The organism is Pseudomonas sp. BNK-15 (genome assembly GCF_047456105.1).
GTDB classification, from domain to species: domain Bacteria; phylum Pseudomonadota; class Gammaproteobacteria; order Pseudomonadales; family Pseudomonadaceae; genus Aquipseudomonas; species Aquipseudomonas putida_E.
This window is the reverse complement of record NZ_CP179898.1, coordinates 1,171,155-1,192,038: the sequence shown is the minus strand read 5'-3', so window position 1 is coordinate 1,192,038 and position 20,884 is coordinate 1,171,155. Positions and strand designations below refer to the sequence as shown.

16 protein-coding genes and 1 tRNA gene are annotated in these 20,884 nt (G+C 56.3%); 10 read left to right on the top strand and 7 right to left on the bottom strand.

The genetic code is table 11. The features are described 5' to 3' along the window. Window positions 1–7: 7 nt before the first annotated feature. Together ACMGF5_RS05360 and ACMGF5_RS05355 are read right to left on the bottom strand one after the other, a co-directional pair. Window positions 8–181: a DUF3094 domain-containing protein gene (locus tag ACMGF5_RS05360; protein ID WP_012316344.1), complete on the bottom strand. Its 174-nt coding sequence runs from the start codon at window positions 179–181 to the stop codon at window positions 8–10. Window positions 182–313: 132 nt separating this feature from the next. Continuing rightward, the gene (locus tag ACMGF5_RS05355; protein WP_012316343.1) at window positions 314–943 is read right to left on the bottom strand and encodes a DUF1780 domain-containing protein; all 630 of its coding nucleotides are present in this window, start codon (window positions 941–943) and stop codon (window positions 314–316) included. Between the two features lie 34 nt (window positions 944–977). Between ACMGF5_RS05355 and ACMGF5_RS05350 the strand changes: the two genes are divergently transcribed. Then, window positions 978–1,718, top strand: coding sequence for an energy-coupling factor ABC transporter permease (locus ACMGF5_RS05350; protein ID WP_052326222.1), 741 nt, complete (start codon window positions 978–980; stop codon window positions 1,716–1,718). Window positions 1,719–1,848: 130 nt separating this feature from the next. On the opposite strand, the gene yacG is transcribed toward ACMGF5_RS05350, so the two are convergent. Genes yacG through ACMGF5_RS05330 form a run of 4 tightly spaced genes read right to left on the bottom strand, consistent with a single transcriptional unit; the run spans window position 1,849 to window position 4,746 of the window. After that, entirely contained in the window at window positions 1,849–2,049 is a 201-nt protein-coding gene (gene yacG / locus ACMGF5_RS05345; protein ID WP_012316341.1) for a DNA gyrase inhibitor YacG, read from the bottom strand. After that, complete coding sequence (gene coaE / locus ACMGF5_RS05340; protein ID WP_012316340.1) at window positions 2,046–2,669, bottom strand: dephospho-CoA kinase; 624 nt, start codon at window positions 2,667–2,669, stop codon at window positions 2,046–2,048. The genes yacG and coaE overlap by 4 nt, the downstream gene beginning before the upstream one ends. Further along, a complete protein-coding gene (locus tag ACMGF5_RS05335) occupies window positions 2,669–3,535 on the bottom strand; it encodes a prepilin peptidase (RefSeq protein ID WP_414157625.1) in 867 nt (288 codons plus the stop codon). Before ACMGF5_RS05335 ends, coaE begins: the two co-directional genes overlap by 1 nt. 2 nt (window positions 3,536–3,537) lie before the next feature. Further along, on the bottom strand, window positions 3,538–4,746 hold the full coding sequence (locus ACMGF5_RS05330; protein ID WP_414157624.1) for a type II secretion system F family protein: 1,209 nt from the start codon (window positions 4,744–4,746) through the stop codon (window positions 3,538–3,540). 215 nt (window positions 4,747–4,961) lie between these two features. Between ACMGF5_RS05330 and ACMGF5_RS05325 the strand changes: the two genes are divergently transcribed. The 9 genes from ACMGF5_RS05325 (at window position 4,962) to ACMGF5_RS05285 (ending at window position 13,818) form a co-directional block, all read left to right on the top strand. Beyond that, a complete protein-coding gene (locus tag ACMGF5_RS05325; RefSeq protein WP_204918942.1) occupies window positions 4,962–5,372 on the top strand; it encodes a pilin in 411 nt (136 codons plus the stop codon). A gap of 70 nt (window positions 5,373–5,442) precedes the next feature. Beyond that, window positions 5,443–5,518, top strand: a tRNA-Thr gene (locus tag ACMGF5_RS05320). A 161-nt stretch (window positions 5,519–5,679) separates the two neighbouring features. After that, window positions 5,680–6,975 (top strand): tyrosine-type recombinase/integrase, encoded by a 1,296-nt coding sequence (locus ACMGF5_RS05315; RefSeq protein WP_414157623.1) that lies wholly within the window; start codon window positions 5,680–5,682, stop codon window positions 6,973–6,975. A 289-nt stretch (window positions 6,976–7,264) separates the two neighbouring features. Beyond that, window positions 7,265–8,221, top strand: coding sequence for a hypothetical protein (locus ACMGF5_RS05310; protein WP_414157622.1), 957 nt, complete (start codon window positions 7,265–7,267; stop codon window positions 8,219–8,221). A 46-nt stretch (window positions 8,222–8,267) separates the two neighbouring features. Next, window positions 8,268–8,537 (top strand): helix-turn-helix transcriptional regulator, encoded by a 270-nt coding sequence (locus ACMGF5_RS05305; RefSeq protein WP_371316857.1) that lies wholly within the window; start codon window positions 8,268–8,270, stop codon window positions 8,535–8,537. Continuing rightward, window positions 8,534–9,127, top strand: a complete 594-nt coding sequence (locus ACMGF5_RS05300; RefSeq protein ID WP_414157621.1) for a hypothetical protein — start codon at window positions 8,534–8,536, stop codon at window positions 9,125–9,127. The genes ACMGF5_RS05305 and ACMGF5_RS05300 overlap by 4 nt, the downstream gene beginning before the upstream one ends. Window positions 9,128–9,672: 545 nt before the next feature. Beyond that, the gene (locus ACMGF5_RS05295; RefSeq protein WP_414157620.1) at window positions 9,673–9,972 is read left to right on the top strand and encodes a hypothetical protein; all 300 of its coding nucleotides are present in this window, start codon (window positions 9,673–9,675) and stop codon (window positions 9,970–9,972) included. Further along, the gene (locus ACMGF5_RS05290; RefSeq protein ID WP_414157619.1) at window positions 9,969–12,851 is read left to right on the top strand and encodes a DUF927 domain-containing protein; all 2,883 of its coding nucleotides are present in this window, start codon (window positions 9,969–9,971) and stop codon (window positions 12,849–12,851) included. Before ACMGF5_RS05295 ends, ACMGF5_RS05290 begins: the two co-directional genes overlap by 4 nt. Window positions 12,852–12,939: 88 nt before the next feature. Beyond that, window positions 12,940–13,818, top strand: coding sequence for a chromosome segregation protein SMC (locus ACMGF5_RS05285; RefSeq protein ID WP_414157618.1), 879 nt, complete (start codon window positions 12,940–12,942; stop codon window positions 13,816–13,818). 134 nt (window positions 13,819–13,952) lie between these two features. On the opposite strand, the gene ACMGF5_RS05280 is transcribed toward ACMGF5_RS05285, so the two are convergent. Beyond that, entirely contained in the window at window positions 13,953–20,426 is a 6,474-nt protein-coding gene (locus tag ACMGF5_RS05280) for an NACHT domain-containing protein (protein WP_414157617.1), read from the bottom strand. Window positions 20,427–20,884 lie beyond the last annotated feature (458 nt).

Below are 20,884 nucleotides of genomic sequence, written 5' to 3'. Positions count from 1 at the left end.
AGGCAGCTCATAGCACCAGTCCACTCAACAGGCGGCTGATGAGGCCCAGCCCGATGGTCACGGCCACCACCAGCACAAGGAGCAGCCACGGCCGGAATGGCTTGCGCTCGACTTGGTGCTGAGGGGCTCGCAGATACTCATCGACACGACGCTGATCTTCCGGATTCAGTCGGCTGGTCATGGTGGGCCTCGTCAGGTAGACGTATGTGACTGCCTGAACGCTACAGCGTTCCGGCAAGTACTTGAGACAAATGATAAAGCTTTCTATCCCTGGCGCCGAGTGTACGCCATCGCAAAGACTCTCGGCACTGGATCAAAGACTGATGCCCACGTCGAACACGATGCTGCGCCCCAGGTTGCCGCGCAGAAAGTCCGGGGCATCAGGGTGGGCGAACAGCACCCGGGCAAAGGTCGGCCCCACCAGCGACAGCGAGCGCCAACCCTGGCGCAGGTACTCGGTGGGCGGCGGAAAGTGGGTGTTGAGGTCGAGCACTTCACGCTTGAGGCTGGCGAAGGCGATGATGTCCAGCTCGCTCAGGTCCAGCCCGCGTTCGCGATAGTTGTGCGCCTTTTTGCGCAAGGTGGGCGCCAGCCGCGCCAGCAGCTCGGTGGCGGCGATACGCCTGGGCCGCGCCTCGCGCCGTACCAGCTGGGCCAGTGAAAAGGCGCTGCGCCTTCGCTGCAGCTCTTCGCGCCACTCATCATTGAGCCGGCGGCCTTCGTCGAGCACAAAAAACACCTCGAACGACGCATCGCGGAACAGCACGTCGGGCGGCTCCTGGCCGGCCGGGGTGAAATCTTCACTGCGATAGGGGATGTTCAGCCCCTGCAGCAGGCGCTGGCATACCCAACGCTCCCGCTCCCATTTGCGAGCATTGGAGAGGAATGCATTGGCTTGTTCGGCCTGGATGGTGAGCAGGCGCAGGTAGTCTGAGTCATCCATGCTCACAGCTTAGACGCTAAACCATGACGATAAGATGCTGTTTTTGAATGGGTGTAGACTCAGGTATGTCCACAGTCTCGACAGGGGCATTCGTCAAGTGATCAGCGCGCAAGTGTTGTCCAGCACCAGCCTCACGCTCGGTTGGGTAGGGTTCGTCCCTTTGCTGCTGTGGGCGGCCAGCCGCACCCGCTGGCTGGAACTGTTCGCCGACAGCCGCCGGCAGCACCTGCTGTTCGGTACGGTGTTCTGCCTGTTTGCACTCTGGCTGGTCCGGCGCGACTTCGACACCGGTGTGTCGTACCACTTCATCGGCATGACCGCCGTGACGTTGTTGCTGGACTGGCCGCTGGCGGTGCTTGGCGGGTTTCTGGCCCAGCTCGGCTTGTTGGCGCTGGGGCGCCAGGACCTGGCAGCGCTTGGTATCAACGGCCTGCTGCTGATCGGCCTGCCGGTGCTGATCACTGAGGTGTGCGCCATCCTGGTCGAGCGGGCACAGCCGCGTAACCTCTTCGTTTATATCTTCTGCTCGGGGTTCTTTCCCGCAGCACTGACCGTGCTGGTGTGCCTGCTGGCCGGGTTGGGGCTGCTGTGGCTGGACGGGCGTTTCGCCATGCCGGAGTGGCTCAGCGACTTTGTCGGCTACCTGTGGCTGATGATGTTTCCGGAGGCGTTCATCAACGGCATGGTGGTCAGTGCGCTGGTGGTGTTCTGCCCGGAGTGGCTGGAGACATTCAACCGCACGCGGTACCTGCAGGCACCGTGGAAGGACGAGTAGCAGCGGCCTTGTGTCGCTAAAGGGCCGCAGAGCGGCCCAAGCAATTGTTGCATCAATACCGAAATATCGAGGGCCGCTGCGCAGCCCTTTCGCGACACAAGGCCGCGCCTACAGGTCCCGGCGCAGCGCCTTAGTGCCGTGGCTCCAGGTCCCCCGAATACAACTCATCCTCGGACTCTTGCGACCCCGCAATCTTGTGCTCCTCAGCCGCCCAGGCGCCCAGGTCGATCAACTTGCAACGGTCAGAGCAGAACGGCCGGAACGCGTTCTTCGCGTCCCATTCCACAGGTGCGCCACAGGTAGGGCAATCGACGGTCAATGGCTGGCTCATGGCTGGCCTCCTCGTAAAGTCAGGTAAAAGTGGTGCAGATGGTCGATCTGCGCATGCAGCGCGGCAAGGTCGCTGTCGTTGACCACCACATCATCGGCATGGCGCAAGCGCTCTTCGCGGGCCAACTGAGCCTTGAGGATGGCTTGCACCTGCTCGGGGCTGGTGTTGTCCCGCTGCAAGGTGCGCGCTACCTGCAGCGCTTGCGGTGCATCGATCACCAGCACTCGCTGGGTTTTCTGGTACTGGCCAGACTCGATCAGCAGCGGCGACACATACACCGCATACGGCGACTCAGCCTTGGCCAGGTAGCTGAATATCTCCTGCCCGATCAGTGGGTGCAGCAGCTGTTCAAGCCATTTGCGCTGGGCCGGGTCGGCGAAGATCAACTGGCGCAACGCTGTGCGATCGAGCTGGCCGTCCTCTAGCAGCACGCCCGGGCCAAAGCGCTCGACAATGCTGGCCAGGGCCGGGCGGCCGGGCTCCACGACCCAACGCGCTGCCTGGTCGGCATCGACCAGGTGCACACCAAGCTCGACGAAGCGCTCGGCGGCGGCGCTCTTGCCGCTGCCAATGCCGCCGGTGAGGCCGAGAATCCAGGGGGTGAACGGCGCAGTGGTCATCAGAATCCAAGCAGTTGCAGGTATGAGGCGTATATTTCATCACCCCAGAGCACGGCAATCCACCCCGCAATGGCCAGATAAGGACCAAAAGGTATCGCCGTACCCATCGAATGGCTGCGCAGGCGCAACATGCATAGCCCCACCACCGCCCCGACCAGCGACGACAGCATCAAGGTCAGCGGCACTACCTGCCAGCCGCCCCAGGCCCCGATCAGCGCCAGCAGCTTGAAGTCGCCGTAACCCATGCCTTCCTTGCCGGTGATCAGTTTGAACAACCAATACACTATCCACAGGCTGAGATAACCGGCCACCGCGCCCCAGACGGCATCGGACAATGGCACCACGGTATCGAAAACATTGACGATCAGCCCCAGCCACAGCGTTGGCAGCACCAGCACATCCGGCAGGATCTGCTTGTCGTGGTCGATAAGGCTCAGCGCCAGCAGGCTCCAGGTAAAGGCCAGCAAGGCCAGTGCCTCCATCCCGGCACCGGAATGCCAGGCCACCGTCAGCGACAGCAAGGCGCAGGCCAGCTCCACCAGCGGGTACCGTGAGCCGATAGGCTGTTTGCACGCAGAGCAGCGCCCGCGCAAGGCCAGGTAACTGAGCACCGGAATATTTTCCCAGGCACGGATCGCATGCCCACAGTGCGGGCAACGTGAAGCGGGCAGGCACAGGTCGAAGCGCTCATGCTCATCGGTCGGCAGCCCCAGCGCCTCCTGCGCTTCACGCTGCCATTGGCGCTCCAGCATGATCGGCAGCCGATACGCCACCACATTGATGAAGCTGCCGACCAACAGGCCAAGCACGGTCGCCAGGGTGAAGAAGTACGCCGGCTGTTCGGCCAGTAAAGTCCATAAAGTCATGTTCAGATCAAACTACCCAACTGGAAGATCGGCAGGTACATCGCCACCACCAGGCCACCGACCAGCAGGCCCAGGACCAGCACGATGGCTGGCTCCAGCAGGCTGGTCAACTGGTCCAGCGCCTGGCTGACCTGTTCCTCGTAAAGGCTGGCGGCTTTTTCCAGCATCTGGTCCAGGGTGCCGCTTGATTCACCGATGGCCGTCAGCTGCACCAGCAGCGGCGGGAACAACGGCTCAGCCGCCATCGCCTGATGCAGCCCTTGCCCATTGGCCATGCCCTGGCGCAGCCGCAAAATGGCCCGCTCGTGCAGCTCGCCCCCACAGGCCCTGGCCACGGTGCCCAGCCCATCCAGCAGCGGTACCCCAGCGGCATACGCCGTAGCCAGGCTGCGTGCGAAACGGGCCAGCGCCGCTTGCCCCAGCAGCCGACCGAACACCGGTAGGCGCAGTACCTGGCAAGATATCCACAGGCGTGCTGGCGCATGCTGCCGATACAGCTGGCGCATACCCAAAGCCACCACAAGCAGGGTTATCAACAGCAGCGGCCCATGGCGGCCCAGCCCTGTGGACAAGCCGATGACCCATTGCGTGAACGCCGGCAACGCAGCATCAAAGCCGGCAAACAGACTTTCAAAGCGCGGAATCACTTCCAGCAACAGCACCGCCGACACGCCCAGGCCGGTGAGCAACAGCAGCAGGGGATACAGCATCGCCTTGCGCACCCGTTTGAGCAGTGCCTGGCGCTGCTCCAGCATGCCCGCCAGTTGCTCAAGCTGCCGGTCGAGGGTCCCGGATTGCTCGCCCACGCGTACCAGGTTGCAGTAAAGCCCGTCGAACCACTGCGGGTGGCGCTGCAACGCATCCGCCAGCCCCAACCCCGCCGCCACATCCTGTTTCAAACGTTCCAGCAACGCCGCCTGCGCCGCGCTGCACCCACTGCGGCCCATCACCTGGAAGGCCTGCAGCAGCGGTACACCCGCCCTCAGCAACGTTGCCAACTGCCGGCTGAAACCCGCAGGGTCGCTCTTTGCCCGACGTGCAGGCCAGCGCCATACCAGCCCGCTAGCGGGCCGCAAACTAGCCACGCGAATGCCCTGGCGCTGCAGCCCGGCCCGCACATAGGCCGGGCTGCGCCCAGCCATCTGCCCGCGCACTTCTGCGCCATTGGCATCGATGCCCTGCCAGGCATAGAGCTGTGTTGAATGGTTCATGCAAAGGTCCTTTTCTGCCCGTGTGACAAGCCTGGAAACAGCTTGTCGTGTCCATGAAGGGGCGCGCATTGGCGATGCTCACTAGAGTAGTTCAGCGAAGGTGACGCCCCGGCCGGCAGGGGTGACAAAAGGTGTCTGTTCAGGCCTACTGCGCCGCTGCCAGCCGGGGTCGAGCCTGACCTCAACGAACACGCGTATCAAAAAGGAAACCGTTCATGAAAGGGCAACGCGGTATCACCCTGATCGAACTGATGATCGTCGTCGCGATCATCGGCATCCTGGCGACCATCGCCATCCCGATGTACACCAACCACCAGTCACGCACCAAGGCGGCTGCCGGTTTGCTGGAGATCAGCGCGCTGAAGACAGCGATGGACCTGCGCTTGAATGAAGGGAAGGATGTGGGCGATGTAGCTGCACTGGGCGGCCAGCCCGCGACCGCGCATTGCGCGATCACCGCTGCCGGCAAGGCTGCCGACGGCAGCGGGAGCATCGTCTGCACCCTGGTGGACGCGCCGGCCAATGTGGTGGGCAAGGCCCTCACCCTGACGCGCTCGGCTACCGGCTGGCGCTGCACCACCAACATCGAGGAAGACCTGGCGCCCAGTGGCTGCAAAGGGGCCTAAAGGCAGGGGAATAAGTCAGCGGAAACAGGCGTTTGCGTAACGGCTGCGGCAGTGGTACGTTGCGCTACACGCCGGTGTAGCTCAGTCGGTAGAGCAGCGCACTCGTAACGCGAAGGTCGCAGGTTCGATTCCTGTCTCCGGCACCAGAGACCAGTTTCCAGAAGTCTATGACTGTCTACGAAACACCCCGCAAAGCCCGCCTAGTGCGGGCTTTGTTGTTTCTTCCTGTCTCGTTTTGTCTCTGGGCATCTACGCGATTTAGGGATATGGTTAGGGATATCTCGGTTCGACAAGGAAATGTATCCCTATGGCGCGCACAGTGGTGCCTCTCACCGATCCCAAATGTGATGCGGCCAAGCCTCGGGAGAAGGATTACAAGCTGTTCGATGGCAAAGGCCTCTACCTGCTGGTGAAGCCGTCAGGGGTCAAGACCTGGCGTATGAAGTACACCAAACCTGATGGCCGAGATGGTTTAGCAACGTTTGGCAACTATCCGGCGCTCGGCTTGAAAGCGGCTAGGGAGCGACGCGCTCAGGCGCTTGAACTCCTTGCTGCAGGGAAAGACCCCATCGAGCAGGCGCGCTTGGACAAACAGGAAGCGGCTAACGCCCGGGCGAATACATTCCGTTTGCTTGCTCAGGAATGGCACGCGGCCTGCGCTCGTAAGTGGACACCTGGTCATGCTGCCACCGTTTGGCGACGGATCGAATCACACCTGTTGCCCACCCTCGGTGATCGTCCGGTCGCGGAGCTGAAAACACGGGATCTGCTCGTCCCGCTGAAAGCGGCAGAAAAGCGGGATACCTTAGATACGGCTGCACGCCTACGTCAGTACATGACGGGCATCCTCCGCATGGCAGTTCAGCATGGGCACCTGGACTTCAATCCTGCGATCGATCTGCAAGGCGCCACTGCTACTCGCAAAACAGCACATCGGCCTGCTCTGCCATTTGTTCGGTTACCTGAGCTTCTGCAGCGGATAGATGCCGACAGCGGGCGCGGCCTGACCAAGCTCGCGGTGCAACTGACCTTGCTGGTGTTCATCCGCTCCAGTGAGCTTCGGTTCGCTCGCTGGGGAGAGATCGACATGGGGAAGTTGATGTGGGAAATCCCTGGTGAGCGAGCTCCTATCGAGGGAGTAAAGAATTCCCATCGCGGTTCGAAGATGAGCACGCCACACTTGGTTCCGCTCAGTCGTCAATCAGTTAGTGTCTTAGAGCGAATCCGTGATCTCACCGGCCGATTCGATTTGGTATTTGCAGGTGATCACCATCACTGGAAACCCATGAGCGAAAACACCGTCAACAAGGCCCTTCGACGCATGGGCTATGACACGAAGTCAGAAGTATGCGGCCACGGTTTTAGGACAATGGCTTGTTCAGCACTGGTTGAGTCGGGACTGTGGAGTAAAGACGCCGTCGAGCGACAGATGAGCCATCAGGAGCGAAACACAGTGCGCGCAGCGTATATCCACAAAGCAGAACACATTCAGGAGCGAAGGCTCATGGTGCAGTGGTGGGCAGATTATTTGGACGCCAATCGAGTGGAAGCGATCACCCCGTACGACTTTGCCCACCGAGATGCTGTAGCGAGCGACATTTGAGACCTCAAGAAACGCATGAGGCATCGAGAGCCCGCGATGCGTTACGGTCGACAATGCTCGTGGATCGTAGCCACCAATTTGGGTGTTTCATGTGTAACCCGTGTTTCGAGGCTGGTGGAAACGTTGAAAACCCTAGCCTTCGGACGGGTAACATATCGCTGGCCCACGCAGACAAGCAGGTGTATCAACGCAATATGGTGTTTCGCACTACTGTTGCCTGTGGTCCCTGTCGGCATCTTAGCGATCATCTGTGGCGCAGGCTCATTTTTCGATCAAGGGGGCGTGGGGTGTGAACTGGTCCCAAAATGAGGTGGAGCAATTCACGTTCGAGATTGCGAATACTGACATCAGTAGCCTGCTCGATGAGATCCAGGTGATGGAGGATGCTGTAGCGGAAGCTGCACTTTTCCCTGAGTTTCGTGAGCACTTTCGCCATGCATTCGATGTGATAAACGAGGCAGCTTCATATTGGCTCGAGGAAGGCTTGGGGTATTCCAGTCAAGCAAGGCGGGTAATCAATGAGACGTTCAGACAGCGAGATCTCATTTACGAGCGATTGTGCTTTGCCCAGTCATTTTCGCTGCCGGATGTAGTGCGTGAGGTGCTAGGTCAAGTTGAAGCTATTCCTAGCTCTCGAATGGCGGCGAGCTACGCTTTCGCGCAAGCGCTGGACGCTGTTCAGATGCTGGCTGATTGGCTGGGGAATGTTGAGCTCAACGTGTACGACATCAACCCTGACTTAACCGAATCCCTAAGGCTGAATGATCCCGATTTTTTTCAAACCATGGTTGAGCGCCAACGTCGTACTCAACCGGGCAGGGAAGCAGAGGTGAGAGAGACCTTTGCCCAGTGGGTGGCTGAATCGGAAAAGGTTTTGATGCTTGCTGACCTTCATCGCCAGTCTGAAGTCGCGTTGAGCTCTGGGACGCTTCAGCCAGGTAGTTTTTTTCCGGCGATGATCGACAAAATCTACACCGTGAAAAGCTCCGAGCGGGCTCGCTTGGCTGGCAAGGGGAACAGTCGGCCAGGTACCGCTACTCAAGATGGAAAGGCGAAGAAGCGGGAGCTCACCCGGGTCGCCGTTGAGCGTATCAAGAAGTCCTATCCTGAAATTGAACCTAAGGCACTGCTGTCTAGGCTGGTCGGTGTAGAGGGAATCGGAACACGGGACACGATTAGGGAAAATCTCAGAGAGCTGGGAGAGTACGGCCCTAGGAAAAAAAGAAAAAAGAGCGGACCGTGTTGATTCGTTTTTGAGTTTTTAGTCTGTGCCTGTCTCTGAAGATATAGGCATGACTATGACCACTTTCTCCGCAGCAACCTCCCTCCATTCTGGGCGCGACCCACAGACCACTCTGATACGCATCACTGAAGTGATGGCCATCGTAGGGTTGGCCCGTCCCACGATCTACAAGCTGATGCAGCAGGCTGAGAGTGGCTTTCCGCTGCCGGTGAAGCTGAGCAACAGCACCGCCCGGGGTGCCCCGGTAGCCTGGGTTCTCTCCGAGGTTCAAGCATGGACGCGTAGCCGCATTCAGGCTCGTGATCGGGTGGCAGCATGAGTGTGCGCCGCTATCACTTCACTGGCCCATTCCATGATCCCTATGGTGCAGCCTTCTGCCTCTACAAGCCTGGGGATATCAATTGGCGCCACCGCATCATTGCTGGCGTGAGTTGGAACGGCCAGTCCCAAGAGGCGTTCTTTTTCAACCCAGATGGCCTAGCCATTCCGCTCCGCGCTAATCCTTGGGAAATGCCCGCGTTCGTGCGGAAGCATGGAGTCCGTCGCGAGTTCTCTACCATCGTGGGAGAAGGGCCGTTCGCAATGGACAAACAGCGGCGCTTGGGCCTCACCGCAAGCCAACTGGCTGAGTGGGTAACCTATTGGTTCACCGATGAGACTTACCTCTACTCGAATGAAGCAGAGGTGTGGGAGGACTGGGTAGCGAACGATCTGAGGGAAGAGCAAGCCACCAGCGAACAAAGCCATGCGTTCGGACGAGACCTGACAGATCTGGATACATTCGTGGCTGAGTGCGTTGCAAAACGTGGAGAGTGGCTCACTGAAGAGTACCGCCGCCGGTGCAAGGAAGACGCAAGGATCTTTGCCTGGCTGAAAGGCGAAGCGCACCCACTGACACCCGGCAACTGAAAGCACCGGCCTCACTGCTCAAACGAAAACGCCCCCGGCTGCAACCGGAGGCGTTAGAGGTAATTCGTATGCCCCCCCAATCTATGACGTCGAGCGTGATCGCGCAAGCCTCGCTTATTGCTCTTATCAAATCGAGCCGCTATGCTGCGTCCGTCGCTGCAAATTCAGCGGCCGGGTTTGGCGACCCGAGAAACAATAGGCGCACAGGCGCCCCCATATCGATTGCTGGCGCTTTTTTTGTGCCCGCATGTCTGCGTTATGGCGGCTGTGCGTGGGAGACCTTCGGGTCTGCCGGGTTCCTATTGTCCCGGTTCGCCAACCTGCGTACAGCTGCCACCCTTAATCGTTTGGCGACGATCCGTGGCAGCTCCTCAACAATAGGAGCTTCACATGCACGCCCTCAATCCGTCCAAAATTCGCGCCGCCGCCCACCGGGCAATGGCTCTCGCCGCTCTGCACGCAAACTCCAGCCTTGCTATCCGACTCGCACGCTACAACCGACATATGAGCATTGCTCGCTCCCTGGAAACCGTCGGGGGTGCGCAATGAAATTATCTGCATCCAAGGGACTTGAGGGGCGTCTCCCCGAAGACCTTCTATCCGTATCCGCCACCAATGCTGCCGGTGTGCCGATTGATGCCATCACTGCGGCTTGTTCCCGCGTCGACGCCGTTTTGCACTTGCTCATGGCACAGTTCAATTCCGGTCCGGATGTTGAAAGGTTGTCTGACTCAGTAATAGCGAATGTTATTTGGGACGTCCAAGGCACAGTGGGACTGATTCGGTCGCTGGCTTTGCACGGCGACAAGTCCACCTACCAGCTGGTGCATGGAGCGGGCAAATGAGCAAGCGCCCCAGCTTTTCCGAAGTCAAACACGCCTCCCTCAAGTCAATCGAGCAAGTCCTTTCTAACTGGTTGCCAGGCGGTAAACGAGTAGACGGCGGTAAGGAGTACACCGCACCGAACCCCACCCGGAATGACAAGCACGCCGGTTCTCTGAAAATCAGTCTGACCAAGGGGACGTGGGCTGACTTTGCCACGGGTGACAAAGGCGGCGATCTGATCGACCTGGTGCGCTATCTCGAAAGCTGCTCCGATGTTGATGCATGCCAGAAGCTCATCGAGTTTCTACGTATTGATGCCGGTACGGTTATCTCGGCTCAGTCGGCGAACAAGCCCGCCACTGCTGAATGGCAGGCGGTGTTACCGATCCCCGCTGAGGCGATGACCAAATGTCCAAACAAGCACCGACAGCATGGGGTTCCATCGAAAGTTTGGTGTTACCGCAACAGCCAAGGCGAGCCCTTGATGGTTCTCTATCGCTTCGATGTCGCCGGTAATCCAGAAGAGCCCGCCAAGAAGGTTTTTGCACCACTCACGTGGTGCATACGCGGTGCGCAGGGGCGGGCTCAATGGCGCTGGCAGGGGCTGGCTGAGCCACGCCCACTGTTACGCCTGGACGAGCTGGATAAGAAGCCAGATGCTCCGGTGATTCTGTGCGAGGGCGAGAAGGCAGCTGATGCAGCCCAGGTGCTTTTGCCCACTTACGTGGCCACCTGTTGGCCCAACGGCTCCAACTCTTGGCATAAGGCGGACTTCACCACATTGCAGGGCCGTGGGGTGCTTTTATGGCCTGATAACGATGACAGCGGTGCGAAGTGCATGCAGGCGGTAGCCGCCAAGCTGGCGGAAATTGGTTGTGAAGTGCAAACCATCGATCTATCAGTGTTCAAGCGCAAGCCTATGCTCAAGGGCGAAACGCCGAGCTTTGCGAAAGGCGGACGCTGGGGCGATGGTGATGACGCCGCCGATGCACTGGAGAAAGGGTGGACTGCTGCGCATTTCGCATTGCTTGCTGGAACCGGGGAGCTGTTCGGCGCTTCGAATCAGAGCACTCCATCGGTTGTCGAGGTGGTCAATGCGAAGCCAAGCAAAGCAGAGAAAGGCAAGGCTCGCGCCAGTCGGGATCTACTCCCGATTGGGTTCCGCCTGACAGAAGAAGGCGTTTTTTACGCCACCGAAGATGGTGAGGCCCGCCCCGTATGTTCGCCTCTTGAAATTCTCGCGCGCACCCGCGACGAGAAGGGCCACAACTGGGGTCTGCTTGTCGAGTTCGACGACCCTGACGGTGAAAAGAAACGCTGGAACATCCCGGCGCGCACTATGACCGGCGATTTCGGTAAAGACGTCTTGGGGCCACTGGTCGACATGGGGCTGCGCCTGGCCGGCTCTAGGTCAGGGAGGCATGCGCGTAACGACCTGCAGAGCTACCTGCAGGGTTTTGATAGCTCGCAGCGCGCACGACTGGTTACCCGTTTGGGCTGGCACAACAATGCATTCCTGCTGCCTGATCGTCAGATTGGCCAGCATGGCGAGCACTTGCATTTCTATGACGCTGGAGCTCAGCTCCCGCCAATCAACGAGGCGGGCACCCTAGAGCAGTGGCAGAGCCAGATCGGCGCCCTTTGTGTCGGTAATCACCGCTTGGCGTTTGTGGTCAGCACGGCTTTTGCCGGCCCCTTGCTTCATCTGCTGGGGCACGAGTCCGGCGGTTTTCACCTTTACGGTGACAGTTCCGGCGGGAAGACCACGCACTTGCAGGTGGCCGCTTCAGTATATGGCGGACCACGATTGGTACGGTCTTGGAGGTCGACCGATAACGCCCTGGAGTCAATCGCTGCTGCGCACTCTGATGGACTTCTGATCCTGGATGAAATCGGCATGTGCGACGCTCGCATTATCGGCGAGACCGTCTACATGCTCGGTAACGGCACCGGCAAAGCTCGGGCGAATGATCGGGGACAGGCAGGCCGTACCGTACAGGAATGGCGCCTGCTGTTTCTTTCGACCGGTGAGAAGACGCTTGCGCAGCACATGGCTGAAGCCAACAAAGAGCTCAAGGCTGGCATGGAGGTTCGCATGCTGGCGGTACCGGCGAACGCCAGCAAAGGGCTGGGGATGTTCGACACCCTGTGCGGATTCGAGGATGCCGCAGCGCTATCAGATGCGCTCAAGTTGCGGGTGAGTAAGTTTTACGGTACGCCGCTCACGGCATTCCTAGAGGCCTTGTGCGCTCCCGGCAAGCTTCCCGGTCTAGTGAGCATCATGCGTCGGACTGTGGAGCAGTTTATTGCACAGAATCTCCCGGCGTCAGCAAGTGGGCAGGTCCAGCGTGCTGCTCTGCGCTTCGGCCTGGCCGGCGCAGCGGGCGAGCTCGCCACTGCCTTGGGCGTGACCGGCTGGCCTGATGGCGCTGCGCTCACCGCAGCTCGCGTTTGCCTGCACGCCTGGCTGGCAGAGCGCGGCGGTGCTGGGAACATGGAGGGGGAAGCCATCATGGCTCGCCTGCGCCAAATCATTGAGCGCTTCGGCGAGAGCCGGTTCACACGATGGGAGTCCATCGCCGCGAAGATCGATGAGCACGGCCCTCGCACAATCGACCGGTTGGGCTTCCGTAAAACCATGGAGCACGGCATGGGCGACACCATGCATACAACCATCACCTACTACGTGCTTCCAGAGGCGTGGCGTTCTGAGGTGTTCCGTGGAATGAACATCACGGCCGTCAACCGCGAGCTGATAGAGCGAGGCGTTCTGCAGAGCGGTAAGGACGGAAAGGCTTCCTGCACTGTGAGACTGCCAGGCATGGGAATGCAGCGCTGTTATGTGGTGCTCAGTGAGCCGAGTACCGAGGCTCCGCTGGCTGAGGCTGTGGCTGCTTAAAAGTAGCCCTCGTATATGAGGCTTACGCCGGCGTGTCCGGCCTCGCCAGCCGTTCAATTGATACCTAAATTTTATGGATGACAAATGAATGAAAAGTCTTGAACAACTGAATACAGAACGCTGCCACCACCAAGCAGAACTCCACGAACTCAAAGAGCAAATCGCTCAGTGGGAAGGGCATCTGAATGACCCGGATTTCGCGGCAACTTCAGCCGGCGATGAACTACAAATTCGCCTGCGAGAGGCAAACTCCAAAGTCGACAGCATTGAATTCAAAATTACTCTCATCGATCAGGATATTGCATGGTACGACCGAAAAGCCAACAGCTCCGAGCTGATGGCAGGATATAAAGAAACAATGGGCAACTGGGCAATTGATAAGGCTGATCTAGAAGGGAAGCGGAAGATGCTGAGCAGTCGGTTGGCGGAAGCGAGGAGCCAATCCGATAAGCAAATCGCCGATGCTCGCCAGGCTGAGGAGAATGCAGCACGGGCCTACGCCCAAGCGATTGCCTGGAGCGACGTCGAGGGCGAGAAGAAGGCTGCCGATGAGGCACAAAAGGCAGCAAAAGCCTTAGGCTTTGCTCTGGAGCATCAGCGTCGCCAAGGCTTGATGATTGCTGCAATGGAACTGGAAATTGAAACCATCGACGCGCATATCGAGGAAGCTGATCAAGAAATTATCAGGGCCGAGCGCTGCGCAGTCTTGGTGGCACTGGAGCGCCTGGAAGAACAATGGGATGTGTCAGTAAAACAGCTTCTTGATCTCGGGGCGAAGCTGTATGCGGCGAAACGCTACATGGGACGAGAAGGAATGGCATTTCATCGCTTCCACGTGAGTAGTCAAATTGAGAGCTTTACTCACTGGAGCGAGCGAGATTTGGGTGAAATGAGTTGGAAGTATACCCCTTCACTGATTATTGATGTCCAGCTCCACGATTCTGATCAAATTAGCGCAGCAGCTTAATTAGGCGTCGGCGTAAATGCCCGTTAAGCACTCGGCATAGAGCAGTAATGGCGGCCAAGTATCGTAAATGTTAACTGGCCGCCATCCATCGTCAAGATTTTTATCTAGCTGTGTTGAGTAAAAGTGTGCTGTTTCTAATCGTCTAACTCGTTAGTTCGCCCTGGGTAGTAGGTACTTTTAAGCGATTCGCTTATCTCCACCACAGCTATGGTGTGCGACGATCGGGAGGAGCTATTGCCGTATCCAGGCTCGTACTGTCGCAGGACTATTAGGATGAGCAAGTTCACATTATTCGCAGATAGATATCTCTGGATAAGGTCCGTACGACAACTTAGCTGAGTGCCGCTGGAGAGGTGATCATCGTTACGGTCTGCTCGCTGATTCCAAATTTGAGATTGCACCAGGACACCGCCTGAGGGATCAATCCACCGGCGTCCATATGGGGCTTCTTCGGTGATTTGTGCGAAATCATTTACCCGCCTAGCAAGTTTTAAACGCGATGCTGCTGAGGCTGCACCCAAAGTGTCGTATTCATCGAGCCCTTCAGCATGGCTGACGTCAACAATCCAAGGTATAAGAGGCAAATGCGAGCTGGCGTCAGACTCTGTATCCTCATACTCGTCCAATCGAGGTATATAGGCATGGAACGGCTCCTCATTAGCTAGGGCTGCTGCGACCCGCGCGCTTTCCTCAGTCGAAACAAAAGCTGATCGGATATGGACGTCGATGCCATCGATAGATTTCCACTCGCCGTCTACCACCACCCATTCATCCAGATTGCCATTGATGCCTATTAGTGATTGCAGCGTACTCGCTGCTCCGGTTAGGACCACTTTACCCTCGGACGCTTCCCGTAGGTTGATACGGGTGGGCAGAGGTCGTCGATCAGTGGCATCGGCTAACCAGAACCCGTCTTTGCGGGTAAGCACTCGCTCACTCAACCATTCTTCCCACGGGTCCCCATCCCTATAAGGCCCCTGAGTCACAGGGAGCTTAGCGAGAAACTCACCGGCCACCGCATGTAGGGCATGCCAACATAGTTGCTCACCATAGCTGTGTTGATCGTGAGAAAGTCCACGAGCCCCCCCGCGCCGATATATGGACCGTCCTCCTTGATCTGACATATGAGTGATTTGAGCATCGTGACGTCGCACCCATAGGTTTACAGCATCTTCTGTATACCAATGCGGCTGGCCAAATACTTCACCTAATCCAGCGACATCAAGCTTGCCAAAGTCGTGATCGAGATAGAGTGGCTTAAGTGGTTTTGGTACGCCATCTGGACGCCCTTTGTAAAAAGTTCCCCCGATATGTTTGCTCGACTTTTCAATTGGGTAAGGAGAGTGATTGACGCGTTCAAGCTCTTCCAATCTTGCTGGCTCAAGCCTAAGTTGGCCCTGATCATTACACGTGAGTAGTGCCCGTGCGGAGAAGTGCTTGAAAAGTACATGAGGCTCTTCCACATCCAGCGCGATCCGTTCCAGCAGAGCTTGGTGTTTGCTCACCTCTGCGGGCTGATCTAAAGCTATACGTGCCAACGCTATCAGAAGCCAGAGCTTTGCATGGAGATGGAAGAAGGGCAGTTCGGGAGCCTGAAAAGGAGCTGCATTCGTGGCATCAAACTTCGACACAACCTTGTCCAAAATATCAGTTTGGCCAAGGCGCATCGCAACCCTTAGGCTGTGAGCGGCCATCCATCGTCTTTCGGCCTCTGGTGCGCCAAGTGCGAACCAAATGAGTCCTGCGGCCACCTCTGATTGATCTTGAGGTGGGTAAAGAGAGGGCTGCCAGGGGCCGTCCAAAACAGAAGACGCCAATTTTGCAGCCCCGGTATTCAAAAGTCGATGAATAGCTGTTTGTCCAACTCCCTCTGCGGCTGCACCATTCAGTGTGGTCCCTAGATTCAACCACACAGATGCCGGTACATCAAAATTGGGGCGAGAGAACTCTGTAATTAGCTCAAGTATAAGTTTTTGGCGGTCTTTGCCTGTCAGCGTGGAAAGCTCATCGATGTCCGAGGTACTTAGGTAACCAAATGATATGAACTCATCTGCGCAGTGACGGATAATGATAGAGCCACAATCATAAAGAGCGTCGGAAAGAGCGTTGGAAGCTTGTGACCAAGATTCTTTGCATGCGCTAAGAATGCGAATCTTCTCATGGAGTGTTAATTGCTCCTGGTGTGCAATTGTGCTGACATACTTTGGCCAGTGTCCGTAAGGGACTTTGGTCTGCAACTGCTCGAAGAAATTCTCTTGAATTCGCCTGCCCCAACTATTCAGCTCCTGAAGTTTCTCTAGTGCTTCAGACAAGGAGAGATCGTCTGTAGGGTTGATTGCCAGCACCAGTGACTCAAGTAACTTTTCTGCGTCAGCTTGTTCTCTTTGACGTCGATCGATAACCTCAGAAGCAGGGGCGCCTCGCCAATTATTCAGGTCGTTGTACTCTCGCGTAGAGACCTCAATGCTTTCAGCCAGTGAGGATAGATATTTATAATCATTAGAGTCTGTACCTAAGGCGGATTTGGCCAGGCCTGCTAAAGCACGCGGTACTGCTGGGCTGAAGCCATGTGGGTTATTTTGATGATACTGGGTGATTAATTCTCGTATTAGGTCATCCTGTTGACTAAGCTGCAGATGCTCCAAGGACTCAATTAGTTGCTCCGTGCCGCATACCCACAGCTCTGCAGGACTTGCAGTTCTGAGCATTGCAAGTGCAGCATTCGGGTGTATCTTCCTAGCGTGGATCAAGCCCCGAATATATGGGAGAAGTGTGTAGTCGAGTGTGACCCTACCTCTGTCTTCCCATCGGGAAAGCTTTGCCAGCCCCTTCAGTCCTGAGGCTTTTGCCATTGCCATGCCGTACATGCCCCAGTTGAACTTATTTTCCTCATCACCAAGATTAAGTTCGCAGATGTTGGATAGCGTGTGGCAGTCTTCCTCAGAAAGCTCCTCCCCATGCAGAGAGGCTGCAAATTGCATCAGCTCATTTACGAACTGATAGTCGCCAGACCCAACAGCATCTAACTGCTCCAAGCCGCGGTGAAAATAGACGGCCGCCTCTTGCTTGCTAGCTGGCGATACAGCTTGTGCTAGATCAGCAAAGAGCTCCGCACGCTGTTTAACCTCATCCTCTTGCTCGATGGCCAGCCTCACATTATTTGCTGTTGATCCTGCTAGTATGTGTAGTTCGGGTCTGACGGCCAGCACGCTTACGATTCTAATTAGATTCGAAATTTCGGATGCTCCGCGTGCTTTTACTGCTTCCAGATAGTGGACAACCTCAGACACTTCTAGAGTGGACGCCGCTTCAAACGTTAGCGTTAGGAGTCGGTCAGCCACCAGGAGGCGATGACGCTGCGCATCACTTCCACCGGACTGGTAGTCATTGCAGCGAAGCAGGTCCGGCCAAATATCGAGTAGAGGGGTCAAGCGTCGGCCAATTTCAAGCTGATCACTGAAACCGGCAGCAAATGCACGGGAGATTGTCAACCAATGCTCCAACTGGTGCGTTAAGAATCGTAGTGCGGCACTCTTCGTGTCAGCGGAGAAGGTCTTCTGACTACTATCGTTGCGGTGCGTCTCGCTAGATCTTTTTTCAAGTTCAAGCTTTAGCGCGGCTTTGAGCTCTTCTCTCTGGATATTTGGGGGAATCTCTACAATAAGGTCCGTAAGTTCTTCGGGAAGAATTTCGCGCTCCCGAAGTTCTAGACCATCGGAAACGCTAAGCAGTGCCACCTTCGCCAGAAATGGATAGATCTCTTCTGACCAGTATTCGCTTGTGTATAAGTATAGTGATGGGACAGGTATTGGTGTGGCGGCCAAGATCTGCTTGGCCTCGAGTTTCATGCCGTTAAGAAGGGCTACTGAAGCCGCTCGTAACAAACCGAGAATGATTCGCGGTTGTTTATAGCTGGAGTTTTTTTCTCCTAATTTCACCTGTTGGGCTTTCTCGCACGCGCCTGAAAGTTTGCTGATCAGGGCTCTCTGTAGAGATAAATTCCCGTCAAAAAAGGGAATCAACGCTGTTAGCGGTCCTGGGCCCAACAGATCAGATTTCACAAAAGCATCGACCGAGCTGCTTTTCAGGCTTCCCATATCAGCGCCCAAGCGTAACAAAGGCACTAACGTCTCCGTCACCTCAAAAGCGTACCAGTCCATCCACATCTTAAGATCTGCTGCCGCGCGTTCACTTTCCCCTTTGATCAGATAGCAGAAAGGTACGGCAGCCATATCTAAGGCAGTCGGATCGGCTCTGTCGCGCTGCAGTTGGCGTTCGCTGAAGTCTTGCTCAAGCCAATGAGTTCTCCATTCTTTAACCCGATGGGCGTGGTAATAGGCATCTGCCAAGTCTCCGCCGAGACCATAAGCAATAGTCAGCCGCGCGTGACGAGTACCAGGCCAATGGGTACGCAGTTCGAAAAGGCGACGTATTGAGTCCGCATCGCCGGAGTAGACCGTGAGGTGAGGGTTGTCGAGGATGTAATCAGTGCCACGCTGATCCACCGCTGCCAAGGTCGACAACTCTACAAGAAGTGGGACCAAGTGGTTTGTTTCATCCTTCTCAGCAGCGTAGGCCACAGCAGCTCGTAAGCGTGCATGTCGAATGGCTTGGCGACTGACAGGACTTCTGATAGTGGTCGGGATTCTCTCGTCAAACGCGAGATTGAATAGTAGTTCTCCGTCTTCCAGTTGTTTCAACAAGTCGGGCAAAGTGGTAGCGGCATAAATTGAAGTCGCCTGCATACCAAGCAGTCTTTTCGAGAGACTGCTTAAAGTGTCGCTGTTTCCACAATACTCGTCTCGAATGAGGGTCTCTGTCGGTTCATCTCGGAACATCAGCCCGTGTTTCGTGTGCTCCAAAAGTGGCGAAAGGTCTGCAGCGAAACTGGCGATTGCTCCCTCTGCAAGCCCGCTGGCTTCGGCAAATTCCCGAACCGGTACTGGTGGCGGAAGTAACGCCAGACCGGTCAAAAATGTGGTGATATCCATATCACTATAGCCCTGCTTGCGGGCTTGCATTAGCGCAGAGTTGATTCTTTTGCGAAGTAGCTCATCCAACTGGATTACGTTATGCTTTTCTGAGGAAGCCAATAACGCGGGAGCATCTGCGACCAGATGTTCCAACACGCGAGCGTTTCCTCGTGATCGAGACTGAGCTACTTGGGTGTTGTCCTCACTATGATCCTCTATCCTGGTTTTCAGGAACTCACGTGTTTCATCAATCGTGAAGGTCTTCAACTCAAACTGTTCACATGTCGCTTCGCCTGTTGCAATGGCACGTCGATGAGTACGTGTACTCACTACTAACTGCACACCAGAAATCGAACCGCCGTGAGTTAGGCTGGCGAGCAGAAGTGCAGGGAAAGAGATTTCACCGCGATCTCTTGCATGTTCGCCAGCATTATCGATTGCGTCGAGTAGGAGAACAAGTTGTCGGTCAGGTTCGAAGCGGCGAACCGTTTCTGCGGCCTGCTTCATCCGAAGGCGAAACACCCGTATTAAGTCATCGCTATTATCTGTGATCGGTAGAAGCGGGTCGCAGTAGCCTCGACATGCCAATTCGTTGACTATATGAACCAGACCTTTTCTCGGGAGATGTCGCGCATCACCAGGAGCGCGGTATTGACCCATTCCATAACAGTCGAAGAGAACAACTTGATGTATTTCAGTCAGTCGAGCCGCAATAGAGTTCATGAAGACTGTCTTGCCGATACCGCCATCTGCATGAATGACCAGTGGAATGGTCAGTTGCGGAATCTTCTCGACGACGTCGGATAACTGGCTGCGTTCTACAACCGTACCCACATCTGGAAAGCTTGCTGGGCAAGGCAGCAGTTCATGTTCATCTTGTAACTCCAGGGCTGTCAGAATATCAGCGCGTGAAATCACATTTCGCCTCTGATTTGCAAGGTTCGCTTTATCACGCGCTAGTTCTCTTATAGCGTTGAGTCGAACCCTAGCCTGAGGATCACGTGCTACACCCCAGTCTGCGAGAATCAGTGCCAACCGGTGCTTGCTTTCCCGTAGATCTCCTCGAAGTCCTGTAAAGCTCAGTCGACTAACGAACTCTACCAAATCCTTGCCCTTGAGATTGCAAGCCGATTTAATTTGGTCTGTCTGTTCTTTGACGGTGCCTGTCGCTGAAATTCCAGCAATAATCCCAGCGATCGCGTCGTCCAGTTCGTCGAGAATTGGACGGTTGGTCACTAACTCGAAGCGAAGTTTTTCACGTGCTTGAGCAGTTCCATACTTGGTCTTGTGCGACCTATAGGTCTTGGCGAACTTCTCGATGGTTTTTTTCGCATCGGCTGCACGGAACGCTTTGTCTTCCGAGGCTTTTGAGTACTTAACCTGCACCACGACGATCTTTTGGGCGTGCTCAAACGAGGCAGCTTTCCCGTAATAGAGAACGGCGTCGGCAATTTCGTTGCCTGCGTCCTCTGCACCCGTTTGATCAATGGGAGAGAAACCCTCTATCGCAACACCAACGAACTGGTCTCTGGGCAGCAGAAGTCCCAGGCATTTACGAGCGACCCACGCCTCGTGGAATTCGTGTCCATCCCTGGATGCTCGAACACTGTCCATTTTTTCACGCGTGCTAGCCATTCTGATCGATGAGCTCCCTGCTGGCGATTTATAAGCTTTGATTACCAATAATGACATTTTCTACGAACGGGGCCTATCCGCAGGGCTAAGGGGCCACCAGCGCTAGCCTTGCATTCAGAAAGGTATTCATCGGATCGTCATCCAGAAACGGTGTAAGTGGTATCGGTTGCTTGCGCACACAGTGGACATGCAACACCGATACACCTAAAAGTTTCTTGTTACACATGTTGTTTCAAGATTTTTTCAGGAAAAAACTCTTATAAATCATGGTGTTGTCGATGGCGAAACACTTGAAACACTTGAAACCCATCTCAATAGCTTTGCGTCAATACCCACGCCCAGCATGTAGGGCCACCTTCAGCGAGAGTTGGGCTTTGGCTGTGCTTCGATGGTGCCGGGGACCCTGAGCAAACCTATGAGACACGGGGCAGGAAACCCGCGAAGCTTTGTTAGCGGCT

What these genes read in the sequence shown, in the direction of transcription:
- coaE (WP_012316340.1), bottom strand. Translation starts at nt 2,669, where the DNA reads ATGACCACTGCGCCGTTCACCCCCTGGATTCTCGGCCTCACCGGCGGC.
- ACMGF5_RS05350 (WP_052326222.1), top strand. Translation starts at nt 978, where the DNA reads ATGCTGTTTTTGAATGGGTGTAGACTCAGGTATGTCCACAGTCTCGAC.
- ACMGF5_RS05330 (WP_414157624.1), bottom strand. Translation starts at nt 4,746, where the DNA reads ATGAACCATTCAACACAGCTCTATGCCTGGCAGGGCATCGATGCCAAT.
- ACMGF5_RS05285 (WP_414157618.1), top strand. Translation starts at nt 12,940, where the DNA reads ATGAAAAGTCTTGAACAACTGAATACAGAACGCTGCCACCACCAAGCA.
- ACMGF5_RS05335 (WP_414157625.1), bottom strand. Translation starts at nt 3,535, where the DNA reads ATGACTTTATGGACTTTACTGGCCGAACAGCCGGCGTACTTCTTCACC.
- ACMGF5_RS05325 (WP_204918942.1), top strand. Translation starts at nt 4,962, where the DNA reads ATGAAAGGGCAACGCGGTATCACCCTGATCGAACTGATGATCGTCGTC.
- ACMGF5_RS05300 (WP_414157621.1), top strand. Translation starts at nt 8,534, where the DNA reads ATGAGTGTGCGCCGCTATCACTTCACTGGCCCATTCCATGATCCCTAT.
- ACMGF5_RS05295 (WP_414157620.1), top strand. Translation starts at nt 9,673, where the DNA reads ATGAAATTATCTGCATCCAAGGGACTTGAGGGGCGTCTCCCCGAAGAC.
- ACMGF5_RS05355 (WP_012316343.1), bottom strand. Translation starts at nt 943, where the DNA reads ATGGATGACTCAGACTACCTGCGCCTGCTCACCATCCAGGCCGAACAA.
- ACMGF5_RS05315 (WP_414157623.1), top strand. Translation starts at nt 5,680, where the DNA reads ATGGCGCGCACAGTGGTGCCTCTCACCGATCCCAAATGTGATGCGGCC.
- ACMGF5_RS05305 (WP_371316857.1), top strand. Translation starts at nt 8,268, where the DNA reads ATGACTATGACCACTTTCTCCGCAGCAACCTCCCTCCATTCTGGGCGC.
- ACMGF5_RS05280 (WP_414157617.1), bottom strand. Translation starts at nt 20,426, where the DNA reads ATGGCTAGCACGCGTGAAAAAATGGACAGTGTTCGAGCATCCAGGGAT.
- ACMGF5_RS05360 (WP_012316344.1), bottom strand. Translation starts at nt 181, where the DNA reads ATGACCAGCCGACTGAATCCGGAAGATCAGCGTCGTGTCGATGAGTAT.
- yacG (WP_012316341.1), bottom strand. Translation starts at nt 2,049, where the DNA reads ATGAGCCAGCCATTGACCGTCGATTGCCCTACCTGTGGCGCACCTGTG.
- ACMGF5_RS05290 (WP_414157619.1), top strand. Translation starts at nt 9,969, where the DNA reads ATGAGCAAGCGCCCCAGCTTTTCCGAAGTCAAACACGCCTCCCTCAAG.